Annotated in this window: 11 protein-coding genes; 1 reads left to right on the forward strand and 10 read right to left on the reverse strand. The window is 72.3% G+C overall.

Going from position 1 to position 13,631, the window contains the following annotated elements; genetic code table 11:
* Positions 1–52: 52 nt before the first annotated feature.
* The 10 genes from aroC to MXD59_RS22135 form a co-directional block, all read right to left on the reverse strand.
* Positions 53–1,249: a chorismate synthase gene (gene aroC / locus MXD59_RS22090; RefSeq protein ID WP_248813941.1), complete on the reverse strand. Its 1,197-nt coding sequence runs from the start codon at positions 1,247–1,249 to the stop codon at positions 53–55.
* Positions 1,250–1,332: 83 nt separating this feature from the next.
* Positions 1,333–1,989, reverse strand: a complete 657-nt coding sequence (locus MXD59_RS22095; protein WP_248826529.1) for a prepilin peptidase — start codon at positions 1,987–1,989, stop codon at positions 1,333–1,335.
* 68 nt (positions 1,990–2,057) lie between these two features.
* Complete coding sequence (locus MXD59_RS22100) at positions 2,058–2,909, reverse strand: shikimate dehydrogenase (protein WP_248826540.1); 852 nt, start codon at positions 2,907–2,909, stop codon at positions 2,058–2,060.
* Positions 2,910–3,133: 224 nt separating this feature from the next.
* A complete protein-coding gene (mltG, locus tag MXD59_RS27080; RefSeq protein ID WP_248826530.1) occupies positions 3,134–4,936 on the reverse strand; it encodes an endolytic transglycosylase MltG in 1,803 nt (600 codons plus the stop codon).
* A complete protein-coding gene (gene ruvX / locus MXD59_RS22110; RefSeq protein ID WP_248826531.1) occupies positions 4,933–5,439 on the reverse strand; it encodes a Holliday junction resolvase RuvX in 507 nt (168 codons plus the stop codon). The genes mltG and ruvX overlap by 4 nt, the downstream gene beginning before the upstream one ends.
* On the reverse strand, positions 5,440–8,085 hold the full coding sequence (gene alaS, locus MXD59_RS22115; protein WP_248826532.1) for an alanine--tRNA ligase: 2,646 nt from the start codon (positions 8,083–8,085) through the stop codon (positions 5,440–5,442). It lies immediately after the preceding gene.
* Positions 8,086–8,165: 80 nt separating this feature from the next.
* Positions 8,166–8,447 carry a hypothetical protein gene (locus MXD59_RS22120; RefSeq protein WP_163547890.1) on the reverse strand — a complete coding sequence of 94 codons (282 nt, stop codon included), beginning with the start codon at positions 8,445–8,447 and terminating at the stop codon, positions 8,166–8,168.
* Positions 8,448–8,966 carry a DUF948 domain-containing protein gene (locus tag MXD59_RS22125; protein ID WP_163547889.1) on the reverse strand — a complete coding sequence of 173 codons (519 nt, stop codon included), beginning with the start codon at positions 8,964–8,966 and terminating at the stop codon, positions 8,448–8,450.
* A gap of 213 nt (positions 8,967–9,179) precedes the next feature.
* Positions 9,180–10,733 carry a replication-associated recombination protein A gene (locus tag MXD59_RS22130; RefSeq protein ID WP_248826533.1) on the reverse strand — a complete coding sequence of 518 codons (1,554 nt, stop codon included), beginning with the start codon at positions 10,731–10,733 and terminating at the stop codon, positions 9,180–9,182.
* A gap of 45 nt (positions 10,734–10,778) precedes the next feature.
* Complete coding sequence (locus MXD59_RS22135) at positions 10,779–11,690, reverse strand: MHYT domain-containing protein (RefSeq protein ID WP_248826534.1); 912 nt, start codon at positions 11,688–11,690, stop codon at positions 10,779–10,781.
* 903 nt (positions 11,691–12,593) lie between these two features.
* Here MXD59_RS22135 and MXD59_RS22140 point away from each other — a divergent pair.
* The coding region (locus tag MXD59_RS22140) for a FadR/GntR family transcriptional regulator (protein WP_248826535.1) at positions 12,594–13,631 on the forward strand (1,038 nt) is incomplete at its 3' end.

Consider the following 13,631-nt stretch of genomic DNA (forward strand, 5'->3'; position numbering starts at 1 on the left):
GCCGCCGCGGAGGTACGGAGGTGTCGGGATCTCGAGGTGCTCTCGGGCCTGGTCAGTGGATGGGGAGCGCCTTGAGGTAGGACTCGCAGTTGCGCCGGCTCTCCTCGACCGAGTCACCGCCGAACTTCTCCAGTGCCGCGCCCGCGAGCACCAGCGCGACCATCGCCTCCGCGACGACTCCGGCGGCGGGCACCGCGCACACGTCCGACCGCTGGTTGATGGCGACGGCGGGCTCACCGGTGGTCACGTCGACGGTGGCCAGCGGACGGGTGAGCGAGGAGATCGGCTTCATCGCGATCCGGACCCGTAGCGGTTCGCCGGTGGTCATCCCACCCTCGATCCCGCCGGCCCGGTCGGTGATCCGGCGGACCTGCGGCACCGCGTGTCGACCGGTGCCACTGATCGGCTCGATCTCGTCGTGGGCGACGGAGCCGCGCCTACGGGCGGTGGTGAAACCGTCCCCGAACTCGACGCCCTTGATCGCCTGGATGCCCATCAGCTCGGCGGCGAGGCGGGCGTCGAGGCGGCGGTCGCCGTGCACGTAGCTGCCCAGGCCCGGTGGGCAGCCGTAGGCGAGCACCTCGACGATGCCGCCGAGGGTGTCGGAATCGGCGTGGGCGGCGTCGATCTCGGCGACCATCCGCGCGCTGGTCTCACTGTCGGCGCAGCGGACGGGGTCGGCGTCCACCGTGTCGAGGGAGGTCGGCGCGGGGGTGCCCGCAGGCACCTCGACGGCGCCGATCGCCACCACGTGGGAGATCACCTCGATGCCGTACGCCTGGCGCAGCAGCGCCTTGGCCGCGGTGCCCAGCGCCACCCGGGCCGCGGTCTCCCGGGCGCTGGCCCGCTCCAGGACGGGACGGGCGTCGTCGAAGCCGTACTTCTGCATGCCGGCGAGGTCGGCGTGGCCGGGCCGGGGCCGGGTCAGCGGCGCGTTGCGGCCGAGGCCCGCGAGCGTGGCCGGGTCGACCGGGTCGGGCGCCATCACCTGCTGCCACTTGGGCCACTCGGTGTTGCGCACCACGACACTGATCGGACCGCCGAGCGAGACACCGTGGCGCAGGCCGCCGAGCAGTTCGATCGCGTCCTGCTCAAAACTCATCCGGGCGCCACGGCCGTGCCCGAGCCGCCGACGGGCCAGCTCCGCCGCGATGTCCGCACTGGTCAGCCGAATCCCCGCCGGCAGCCCCTCGACTGTGGCCACCAGGGCCGGACCGTGGGACTCCCCCGCTGTCAACCAACGCACCATGCAAACCAGTCTTGCACGTCGCGGCACCCGGGCAGGCCCCACATGACCAAGCTCGCCCCGCCCCACCGGGTACTGTCCCGCGGTCAGCCGCCGGTGGCGAGGACGGCCAGCAGCGTGCCGGCGAGCAGAAACGGGCCGTAGGCCAGCCTGTCCCGCCGGTGCACCCGGCGGGCGGCGAGCAGCCCGAGCGCGACCACTCCGGCCAGGACGATCCCCGCGAACATGCCGAACAGGACACTGCGCCAGCCCAGCCAGCCCAGGGCCATCCCGAGCAGCCCGACGAGTTTCACGTCGCCGCGGCCAAGGCCGCCCCCGGCCAACCGGTACAACACGAGGAACACGGCAAAACACACCAGCCCCGCCACCGCGGCCCGCAGCAGCCGGCCGGGGGCGTCGTCGAGCAGCGCGGCGAGTCCGAGCAGCAGGCCGACCACCGGGTAGGACGGCAGGACCAGCGGATCCGGTAGCCGATGTTCCCGCAGGTCGATCGCGGCCAGCCAGACGCCGACGACCCCGAGCCACGCGTAGGCGGGCACCCAGCTCGGCTGCCGATGCAGCACCGTGACCACGCTACCCAGCACCGCCGCCGTCACCAGCGCGAGCGGCCAGGCACGCGGCGGGTCCCGCGGCGACTCGGACGCCCGCGGTGAGGTGAACAGGGCGACCACCCACGGCCCCCACCGGACGGCGACACCCAGAGCGACCAGCCCGATCGCGGCGCCACACCAGATCTCCCCCACGCCGGCCTCCCTTCCGCCGTCGCGCCCATCGCCCGTGACGCCCGTGACGCCCGGCTACCCCGGTGGCGTCAGGGGTGGGCGGTGGCGTGGTCGTCGCCGGGCGGCGGGCTGGCGCGCTGCTCGAGGGCCGCCTGGCCGGCGGTGAACAGCACGCCGGCGGGAACATCGTGGCCGGTGAAGTGCGCGACCTGGCCGACGGCCTGCCCGGCGAGGATCTCCAGGCCGCCGGCGACGCGGGCGCCGGCGCGGTAGGCGGTGGCCGCGAGCGCGGTCGGCCAGGGATGGTAGAGCAGTTCGATCAGCGGGCTGGTGGCCGGCCAGCGGCGGCGGGCCAGCGGATCGGTCGCACCGGCGGGGGTGGTGGCCACGACCAGGTCGGGTCCGGCGGGCAGGCCGGTGGCCAGCAGCTCCCAGGGCAGGCCGGTGACGGCGATACCGAGTCGCTCGCCGACCTCGGCGAGTTCGGCGGCGGCCTCGGGGCGGCGGGCCACGACCGCCGTCTGCGGGCAGCCGGCGACGGCGAGCGCGGCCACCGCGGCGCGGGCGGTGCCACCGGCACCGATGATCATTGGCTGACGTGGTGTCCGGTCGGTCACCCGGCGCAGTGCGAACGTGATGCCGGCGACGTCGGTGTTGTCCCCGCGCAGATGGCCGTCCGCGCCGACGACGACGGTGTTGACCGCGCCGATCGCCGCCGCCGTCGGATCGACCTCGTCCAGCAGGTCCAGGACGACGGTCTTCAGCGGCATGGTCAGCGACACACCGAGCCAGCCGGGTTCGGTGCGCAGCCGCGCCAGCATCGCCGGCAGCCCCACCGGCTCACAGTGGATGGCGGTGTAGCGCACCGCCAGACCGAGGCGGGCATAGGCGGCACCGTGCAGCACCGGGGACAGCGAATGGTCCACCGGGGCGCCCAGCACCGCGGCGCGGGCCGGCTCCCACGCCGTCGCCGCCGCGGCGACCCGCGCGGACCAGCCGCGTCGTCCGGCCACATCATCGGCCCCGGCCCCGGCGTTGGCCCCGGCTTCGGCCCCGGCTTCGGCCTTGGCCACCGGGGCGGGGTCCACGTCCTGCGTCACTGCATCTCCCGTCCCGTACCAGCCCTGCGCACCAGGTCGCCGCGCGACATCCGTCCGTGCCGGTACTACTCGCGGCCGCCCTCGGCGCGGTAACGGGCCTGGAGGGCGGTCCATTCCGCGGAGGTCGTCGCGAACTCGGTGACGTTGCTGCGCGGCATGGACACGAAGTACAGCCAGGTGCCGTCCGCCGGCGCCAGGGCCGACTTCAACGCCCACAGGCCCGGGTTGGAGATCGCGCCCGGCGGCAGACCCGCGACCGAGCGGGTGTTGTACGGGTTCGCCCGGGTCAGCTGCTCCTGCGAGAGCGGGCCGGTGTACTCGTCCTCGGCGTAACGGGTGGTGGAGTCCATGTCGAGGCGACGGAACCCGCCGGTGGTGTCGGCCAGCCGGTTGTAGATCACCCGGGCGACCTTCGGGCCCTCGTCGGCGTTCGCGACCTCCTTCTCGATGATCGAGGCGATGGTCACGATCTCGGCGGGCTTCAGGTTACGGGCGGCCGCCCCCTGCTCGAGGTTGATCGCCGCGGCCTCGGTCCTGAACCGGTCGACGAACGAGCTCAGCAGCTGCACCGGGCTCTGCCCGGGCGTGATGTCGTAGGTCGACGGGAACAGGTAGCCCTCCAGCGTCGGCGCGTAGGCCGGCACGCCGAGCTGCGCCGGGTTACGCACGATCGCCTCGAGGTCCGCCATCGGTGTGCCGAGGCGGTCGTGGATGCCGGCAAGCACCGCCTGGACGGTCATACCCTCCTTGATCACGAACCGGAACGGCGCGCCCGAGGCGGGATCGAGCAGCGCGGTGAGCGCGGCCTGGGCGCTCATCCGGCTGCGCAGCCGGTAGGTGCCCGGCTGGATGCCCAGCGACTTCGGGTTGGCCGCGGCGGCCTTGACGAACGCACCGACCGACGCCGTCACGTTCGCGTCGTGCAGTGCCCGGGCGATCTGGCTGGCGGTGGCGCCGTCGGGGATGCGCACGACGGCGATGCCGTCGCCGGAGCCGGCGAAGTCCGCGGCGGACGAACCGCCCGAGACGTGGCCGACCAGCTTGCCGACGCCCACGATGCCAAGCCCCAGCAGCGCGGCGACGACGACGAGGATCGCGATCAGTTTCGGCAGCGCCCGCCCGCCGCGGCGCCGCGGCGGCGGCGGCGGGTCGTCGTCCCAGGAGCCGCCCCAGCCGTCGTCGGAGGCCGCCGGGCCACGCCCCCCCGACCCCCCGGCCGGGTCGTAGTCGTCGTCGGGGTCGTAGGGCTCCCCGGGGCCGTAGGACGGATCGTCGTCGTAGCGGCCAGCGCCCGGGCCAAGGGCGCCCTGACGCTGGTACCGCTCGCCCGCCTCCTCGGGGTAGGCCACCCCGTCGGCGTGGACACCCTCGTCGCCGTAGCCGCGCTCGTCGCCGTAGCCGCGCTCGTCGCCGTAGCCGTTCTTGTCGCCGTAGCCGCGTTCATCGCCATAGCCGCGCTCGTCGCCGTAGCCGCGCTCGTCGCCGTAGCCGGCTTCGTCCGGGTAGGCGGCCCCGTGCCCGTAGGCGGCCTCCTCCGGGTAGGGACGACTCCCGGCGGCCCGCCGATCACCGACACGCCGATCGCCGTCGGCGCGGCCACCACGATCACCTGGGCGGCTGCCCCCCACGCGGCGCTCGCCGACCCGGCGCTCGCCGGCCCGTGGCTCGCCGGCCCGTGGATCGGCGGATCGGCGACCCCCGAAGGCAGGATCGTCGTAGCTGTCGGGGGGCGGATAGGCATCAGGACGGCCGGGCCCACGGCGCCCGGGGGCATCGGGGCGGTTCGCCCCGCGACGGCCAGCGGGGCGCGGGGGCTGACCGCCGTAGGGGTCCTCGTCGAGGATCTCCTCGAGATCGCGGCGGGTCACCTGGCGTCCTGCGAACCGGCCATCCCGCCTTCCGGCGTCCAGCCGGGTGAGCCACCGGACCCGCGACGGCTGTCCAGGTCGTGCTGGAGGATCTGCACGGCTGCCTCCTGATCGACAAGGCTGCGACGGGCGCGGGAACGGACGCCTCGTTCGGCCATTCTGCGATGCGCAGCCACCGTGGTCAGCCGCTCATCGACGAACCGCACCGGAATGGGGGCGATTCGCCCGGCAAGCACCTCGGCGTACTTCCGGACCAGTTCCACGGCGCGGCCCTCCTGCCCCGACAGCTGCCGGGGCAGGCCCACCACGACCTCTACAGCGTGCCGTTGCGCGACGATCTCCGCAAGAGCGTCAATGTCCGTTTTGCCACGCTTGTCTCTGGCGAGCGTGGTGACCGGGACCGCCAGCAGTCCATCGGGGTCGCTCGCGGCCACCCCGACCCGCACCGATCCCACATCCACTCCCACCCGGACACCAGGCCGGGCCCCCCGTGGAACGGTCACCTAACGGCCGACGAGCTCGGCCACCAGGCCGCGCAGCCTGACGAACGCGGCCGGCACGAGCTCCGCGGTGCCGCCGCCGCCCTGGGCGATGTCGGGCTTGCCGCCGCCCTTGCCACCGAGCGCCGCCCAGCTGCCGCGGACCAGGTCGCCCGCCCGCAGCCCCCGGGTGCGCGCCCCGTCATCGGTGACGACCACGATCGAGGCACCGTCGGCGCGTCCGATCGCGACCACCGCGGGCCGTCCGGCGAGCCGACCGCGGATGTCCATGGCGAGCAGACGCAGGTCGTCGGGGGCGGTACCGGCGGGCACCTCGGCGGTGACGACGGCGACGCCGCCGATCTCCTCGGCGCCTTCGGCGAGTGTCCCGGCGCCGGCGAGCACGGCGGCGGCGCGCAGCTTGTCGAGCTCCCGCTCGGCGTCGCGAAGCCGGCTGACGATGTCGTTGACCCGGTCGGCCAGTTCGTCGGGGCGGGCCTTGAGCGCGGTGGACAACTGCGAGACGAGCAGATGCTCGCGGGCCAGGTAACGGAACGCGTCCAGACCGACAAGCCCCTCGACGCGGCGCGTCCCGGCCGAGATGGACGCCTCCGAGAGCAGCTTCACCGCGCCCAGCTGCGCCGAACTCGCCACATGTGTGCCGCCGCAGAGCTCACGGGCGTAGTCACCGACATCGACGACCCGCACCGCGTCGCCGTACTTCTCGCCGAACAGCGCCATCGCGCCGAGCCGGCGAGCCTCCTCCTGGGTGGTCACGAACGCGCGTACCGGCAGGTCGCGCAGCGCCACCTCGTTGATCTCGTCCTCGACGTCGGCGAGCACGGACGCGGGCACCGCGCCGAGGGCGTGGAAGTCGAACCGCAGCCGCCCAGGCGAGTTCAGCGACCCGGCCTGGGTCGCCCCCTCCCCCAGCGCCCGGCGAAACGCCGCGTGGACGAGGTGGGTGGCGGTGTGCGACCGCGACACCGCGCGCCGCCGGTTCTCCTCCACCAGGGCCTGCACCCGGTCGCCGACCTTCAGCTCACCGGAACGCACCCGCACCCGGTGCAGGACGAGTTCGGGCACCGGCCGCTGGACGTCGAGGACCTCCACCTCGCCGCCGTCGAACCGCAGAATCCCGAGGTCGGCCTCCTGGCCACCGCTCTCGGCGTAGAAGGGGGTGACGTCGAGCACGACGCCGACCTCCTCACCGGCCCCCGCGGCCGGGCGGCCCAGCCCGTCGGCGATACCGACCAGCCCCACCACCGAGGACTCGCGGGTCAGCTCCTCGTAGCCGGTGAACGTCGTCGGGCCGGCCGCGGCCAGGATCGGGCGAAACGCGGACAGGTCGAGGTTGCCGATGCGCCGGGCGGCCCGGTCGGCCTTGGCGGTCTGGCGCTGACGTTCCATCAGCCGGCGGAACCCCGCCTCGTCGACCGAGAGCCCCGCCTCGGCGGCCATCTCCAGCGTCAGGTCGATCGGGAACCCGTAGGTGTCGTGCAGCTTGAACGCCTCGTCACCGGCCAGCGTCGTCGCCCCGGTGGCCCGGACCTGCCGGACCGCGGTGTCGAAGATCGTCGTGCCGGTGCGCAGGGTCTCGGCGAACGCCATCTCCTCGGCGACCGCCACCCGGGTGATCGTCTCGGCGTCGTTGACGAGTTCGGGGTAGATCGGACCCATCGCGGTGCCGATGACCTCGAACAACCGCTCCATCACCGGCTCGCGCGCGCCGAGCAGTCGGGCGTCGCGCACCGCCCGGCGCAGCAGCCGGCGCAGCACATAGCCACGACCCTCGTTGGACGGCGTGATGCCGTCGGAGATCAGCATCGCGGCGGTGCGGGAGTGGTCGGCGATCACCCGCAGCCGCACGTCGGAGTCCGGGTCGGCACCGTAGCGGCGGCCGGTGAGTCGACTCGCGACGTCCAGCACCGGACGGGAGATGTCGATCTCGTAGACGTTCTCGACGCCCTGGAGGATGACGGCCATCCGCTCGAGGCCCATGCCGGTGTCGATGTTGCGGCTCGGCAGCTCGCGCAGGATCGGATAGTCGTAGCCGGCGCCCTCACCGCGCTCGAACTGCATGAACACGAGGTTCCAGACCTCGAGGTAACGGTTCTCGTCGGCCACCGGGCCGCCGTCGCGGCCGTGGTCGGGCCCCCGATCGAAGTAGATCTCGCTGCACGGACCGCACGGGCCCGGCACGCCCATCGACCAGTAGTTGTCCTCCTTGTCGCGGCGCTGGATGCGCTCCGCGGGCAGCAGCTCGCGCCAGATCCCCTCGGCCTCGTCGTCGTCGAGGTAGACGGTGGCCCACAGGTCGTCCGGCTTGAAGCCGAAGCCGTCGACGAGCAGCTCGAAGGCGAACGGGATCGCCTCGGCCTTGAAGTAGTCGCCGAAGGAGAAGTTGCCGCACATCTGGAAGAACGAGGCGTGCCGGGTGGTCCGCCCGACGTTCTCGATGTCGACGGTCCGCACGACCTTCTGCACACTGGCCGCCCGCGGCCACGGCGGCGCCAGATCACCGAGGAAGTACGGCTTGAACGGCACCATGCCGGCGTTGACCAGCAGCAACGTCGGGTCCGGCGCGATCAGGGAGGCGCTGGGGACCACGGTGTGCTCACGCGCGGCGAAGTGGTTCAGAAAGCGGCTGCGGATCTCGGCCGTGTCCATCGTTTCGTCCAGACTGGTGGGAGGAGCATCGTCATCCGGCGCGGAGCGGCGGTGCCGCCCCTGCGGCTGCCGGCGGCCGGTCAGGACGGGCGGGCGCCGGGGACCAGCCGCATCGTCCGCTCGAGGTCGTCGACCGGAGCGGCGAGGTCGTCATCCGGGTCGCGGTCCAGCCCGAGCGCACCACGGATCTCCTCCTCCCGCTCCGCCGCGGCCTCACGGACATCCGCGAGGAACTCCTGCAGTGACTGTACGAGAGATCCGGCGAGGCTGGTCGGCGTGAGCGCCGCGGCGGCCTTCGCGGCCTGTCGCACCACGACCACACCCGCCGCCGCGCCGAAAGCCAGATAGAAGACACGCGACATCTAGTGGCCTCCCCGCGACCCACCAGCGGTACCGGTGGCCTGCGCCAGCGGCGAACCGTCGCCACCCGGCGCCGCACCGCCGCCGCGTCGCGTCGCCTTCTCGGTCTTGAGCTGCGTCCTGACCCGCGACTCGACCTCGGATCGGGTCCGCTTGGCCGCGGCCTTGCGCACGCCGTAGCTGAACGCGGCCACCCGCACCATCGGACCGCCGAGGGTCGCGGCGAACAGCGACGTCAGCGACGAGACGTTCGTGGTGATCGACTGGACGTTCGCCGTGATCGCGTCGACCCGGTCAAGCTCCTTGTTCACGTGGGCAAGTGCCACATTGACCTCGTCCACCGTTGCCCCGGCCTGGCGGACCCGGGCGGTCCCCTCGTCGATGACAAGGCCGGTCTGACGCACGCGCGCTGCCGCCTCGTCAAAGATGCGGCCGAGTTTGAGCAGGACGAAACAGCCGAAGAGCGCGAGCACCGCGAACGCGCCGGACGCGATCAGGCCCGCGACCGCTCCACCGGACATATGTGCTCCCTGCCTCCGTCGTCATGCGGGATCATCCGTCGTAAGGGGATCATCACCGTAAAGGGATCATCGTCGTTATGGGTCGGTGGTTGACCTTACCGAGGCAGCCGCCTCGACCACGGGTAGCCCCCACCACCACTCGCGGGTCCCCGCCGCCGATGTCCTGGCGGTGTCCGTCCATCGCCGGCCGTCAGGCCCGCGCATCGTCGGCCGTCAGGCCCGCGCATCGTCGGGGTCGGGGCCGCTGGCCGCGCCGGTGGTCGGATCGGTGGCCGTGCCGCGGACGACGGCGCGCAGGTCCCGCAGCCGCTCGGACGCGCGCCGTTCGAAACCGTTGCCGCCCGGGGTGTAGTAGTCGGTACCGACCAGGCCGTCCGGCGGATACTGCTGGCGCACCACGCCAGCGGGCTCGTCGTGCGGATACCGGTAGCCGTCCCCGCTGCCGGCGCGCGCGGCACCCACGTAGTGGGCGTCCCGCAACGGCGGTGGGACGGAGCCGGCCAGCCCGGCCCGGACGTCCGCCGTGGCCGCGTCCATCGCCCGGATCACCGCGTTCGACTTCGGCGCGAGCGCCAGGTGGATCACCGCCTGGGCCAGCGCGAGGCGTGCCTCGGGCAGTCCGACCAGGTCCAGGGCCTGCGCCGCCGCGACCGCGACTCCGAGCGCCCCCGGGTCGGCCATCCCCACGTCCTCGCTGGCCAGAATGATCATGCGCCGGGCGACGAACCGCGGGTCCTCACCGGCGGCCAGCATCCGGGCCAGGTAGTGCAGGGCGGCATCCGGATCCCCGCCGCGCATCGACTTGATGAACGCGCTGACCACGTCGTAGTGCTGGTCCCCGGACCGGTCGTAACGCACCGCCGCCCGGTTGACCGCCTGCTCCAGCACCCGCACATCCAGCTGGACGGCCACCGCCGCCTCGGCTTTGCCCGCCGCCGCGCCCGTGTCCGTGTCCGCGGCCCCGCTCTCGCCCGCCGCCTCGGCGAGCACGGCCTCCGCACCGGCTTCCAGGATGGTCAGGGCCCGGCGGGCGTCCCCTCCGGCGAGCCGGACGACGTGCTCGCGCGCCGGGATGGTCAGCTCGATCCGACCGCCGTAACCCCTCGGGTCGCGCAGGGCGCGGTCGAGCACGCCACGGATGTCGTCCTCGGTCAGTGGCTCGAGGGTGAGCAGCAGCGAGCGGGACAGCAACGGACTCACCACCGAGAAGAACGGGTTCTCGGTGGTCGCGGCGACGAGTGTCACCCAGCCGTGTTCCACCGATGGCAACAGGGCGTCCTGCTGGGTGCGGGTGAAGCGGTGCACCTCGTCGATGAACAGCACCGTGCGGGCGCCCGAGCTGCCCCGCGCGGCCCTGGCCTCGTCGATGATCGCCCGGACGTCACGCACCCCGGCCGTGACGGCGGACAGTTCCCGAAAACGCCGCCCGGTCGCCTTCGACACGATGTGGGCCAGCGTCGTCTTGCCCGTGCCGGGCGGCCCCCAGAGGATCACCGAGGTCGTGCCGCCGCCCTCGACCAGGCGCCGCAGCGGACTGCCCGCTCCCAGCAGATGACGCTGGCCGACGATCTCGTCCAGCGTCGCCGGTCGCAGCCGAGAGGCGAGCGGCTCCGCGGCCAGGGTCCCAGCGGACGAGGTCCCAGCGGACGAGGTCCCAGTGGAGGTGGACGCGGCGGCGTCCGAGGTGGCGGGCGTGGACCTGCCCGGCCGGGCGGGTCGGGACGCCGCCGCCACGTCGAACAGGTCGGCCGGGTCGAACAGGCTCACCGACTCACGGTACGTCGGGCCGGGCCGATGACCGCGACCGTGCGATCAGTGCGAGCTCGGCGGCTCGGAGAAGCTGCCCCGCCACACCGGCACCGGCGCGGGCGGCAGGTACTCGTCGCTGTAGGTGGGCACCGGGATGACCGGGGTGACCGGGGTGACCGGGACGACCCGTCGTACCTGCGTGGTCCGGGCCATCGACAGCGCACCGGACTCGGTCACACCGCCCATCGCGGAGAAGATGACCACGGCCAGCACCGAGAAGGCGATCACGCAGACGATCGGGGCGAGGGCGATCGGGTCCGCACCGTCAATGCGCAGTTCATCGCCCGCGAGCAGGGCCGGGTCGGCCGAGACGCGGGTGGCGGCCATCGCCGTGTAATGCATGCCGCACACGGCCGCCGCCATGACCATCGAGGCGAAGACGACATGGCGGCCGGTCCGCACACGGAATGCGATCCACAACGCGGCGGTGGCGGCCGCGACCGCGATGGCCACCGAGAGCGCGACCACCGGCACCCGGTAGGTCACCTCGCCGCCGGTGTGCATCGCCGCCATCCCGGTGTAGTGCATGGCCGCGACGCCAAGCCCGGCGACCAGCCCACTGACACCCAGCCAGCCCAGGCTGCGCGGATGCCGGGCGACCAGGGTGAGCCCCAATGCGGACGCACTGATGGCGATGAGAAGCGAGAGCCCGGTATAGGGCAGGCCGTAACGCAGATCCAGCCCTGATACATGGTAGCCGATCATTCCGATGAAATGCATCGACCAGATCGCCCCGCCCCCCAGCGAGACAGCGGCGGCCCCTGTCCACCGGACACGCTCCCGCCCGGCGGACAGGGGGATGCGGATCGCGCTGACCAGGGCCGCAAACGAACCGATCAGGGCGAGGCCGATCGACACGGCGACGAACAGCAGGTCCTGGCTTGCGTGCTGGTGAACAGCAGCCGCAACGATCATTGACTCCCCCTTGACGCGCAACCGACCACCACATTTAGCACGCCTTGGGATTGAAAACCAAATGATAAGGCAAGGTGATATTCACGACACCAAAAAGACCGCCATAGCGGTCATAAGGGACAAGTCGTACTCGCGATGTCGCGACTGCCGCACCCCTCGGTCGCGCACCGTCCACCAGAACCGGCCAGCACCGCCCATCCGGTACCCGCGCGCCGCACGCCAACCGTTTTGACACGGCCGCGAAGATCCGCCCGCGGAGGTTCGCGGCGACGCTTTTTACCTGCATCGATCCCGGAGAGTAACCAACTGTGGCGATCGACATTGGCGACGATCCACGCCGCCTCCCGAACGATTCGACGCCACCCTGGATGCCTCCGGACCCACACCGATAGCGCGCGACCAGCGGTTCCACCAGCAGCCCTACCGACCCGGCACCCGAACTCGGCGCTCCGACCCTCGCACCAGTTCGACAAACCACCACCTTCAGGTGGCTGCCAAGAAGAAACGACGCGCCCGGCTCGCCCCGTACGGAATCCCGTCGCCGACCATGAGGCCGAAACCAGGCGCGTGACCGTCAACCGCCCTCCCAGCACCGATCATCGGACCACTCAGAGGACACGGAGAATTCGTCGGCATACTTGACATCGGGCGATGTAGGCGATTTTCACGACCCAGCGCACTCCGCTACCCAAAAGACCACTTATTCTTTATCGAGCGGCCTATTTGAGCAATGCGACGCGGTATGGTTCGGCTGGTCGGTTTGCCTGCGCGGATGGCCCACCGCACCGGATGTGGAGATATGCACCCACCGGCGACGTCGACCGTCCCTGCGCGGATCAGATCCCACTGGACGCAGAACCGGATTCAGCCCAAGCCCGGATTCAGCCCGGAAAGGTGCAACCCATGAGCGCGTTCCCGCCCACCCGCACCCGCACCGCGAGAACCGTCACCCCCCGGCCCCCCGCGGCGCGCGCGGCCCACCCTGGCGGCGCCCGTTCGACCTCGCCGGCGGCAGCGCCCCCGCCGGCGGCTGCGACGTCCGCGCCGCCCGCACCGGCTACGGCTACGACTACGACTACGGCGCGCGGCCTGGCACCGGGTGTACTGGCCGCGAGCCTGCGCGCCGCAGGGGTGCCCGCGCAGGCGACCGGATCGGCGAACCGGGTCGGTCGGCACGTCCGGGTACCCAAGACCGCCGAACTCGTCGCCGCCCACCTACGCCGCCAGATCGTGCGCGGTGAACTCCACGAAGGCGACGCCCTACCCCCCGAAGCCGTCCTCATGGAACAGTTCGGCGTCTCCCGACCCACCCTGCGCGAAGCCTTCCGCGTCCTGGAATCCGAAGCCCTCATCAGCGTCCGCCGCGGCGCCCACGGCGGCGCCCGCGTCCACACCCCCGGCGGCGACGTCGCCGCCCGCTACACCGCCCTCGTCCTCGAACACCAGCACACCACCCTCGCCGACATCCACACCGCCCACACCCACCTCGAAACCACCACCATCCGCCTCCTCGCCACCACCATCACCGACACCCACCTCACCACCCTCACCCACCACCTCACCACCACCACCCACCTCCTCGACACCCCCAACCCCGACCCCACCACCCTGCACACCCACCACCTCCACTTCCACACCCTCCTGCTCACCCCACCCCCCGACACCACCCCCACCAACCACACCCTCACCACCCTCACCCACATGCTCCGCCACATCCTCGACGCCACCACCCACGACACCGAACCCCCCACCCTCGACACCCTCCACCACCACCACACCACCCACCACCACCTCCTCACCCACCTCACCAACCACGACCCCGACGCCGCCGCCCACCACTGGCACCACCACCTCACCCACCAGTCTCATATACACATCACCGAGCCCACGACACGTAGACGAATCGGCATTGGCGAGATGAGCTATAAAAAAAAAATCGGG

It is taken from the genome of Frankia umida (assembly GCF_023242945.1).
GTDB classification, from domain to species: Bacteria; Actinomycetota; Actinomycetes; order Frankiales; family Frankiaceae; genus Frankia; species Frankia umida.

Bases quoted from the DNA above. Each gene is read 5' to 3' on its own strand.
- MXD59_RS22120 (WP_163547890.1), bottom strand. From the start codon at position 8,447: ATGTCGCGTGTCTTCTATCTGGCTTTCGGCGCGGCGGCGGGTGTGGTC.
- MXD59_RS22125 (WP_163547889.1), bottom strand. From the start codon at position 8,966: ATGTCCGGTGGAGCGGTCGCGGGCCTGATCGCGTCCGGCGCGTTCGCG.
- aroC (WP_248813941.1), bottom strand. From the start codon at position 1,249: ATGGTGCGTTGGTTGACAGCGGGGGAGTCCCACGGTCCGGCCCTGGTG.
- MXD59_RS22135 (WP_248826534.1), bottom strand. From the start codon at position 11,690: ATGATCGTTGCGGCTGCTGTTCACCAGCACGCAAGCCAGGACCTGCTG.
- alaS (WP_248826532.1), bottom strand. From the start codon at position 8,085: ATGGACACGGCCGAGATCCGCAGCCGCTTTCTGAACCACTTCGCCGCG.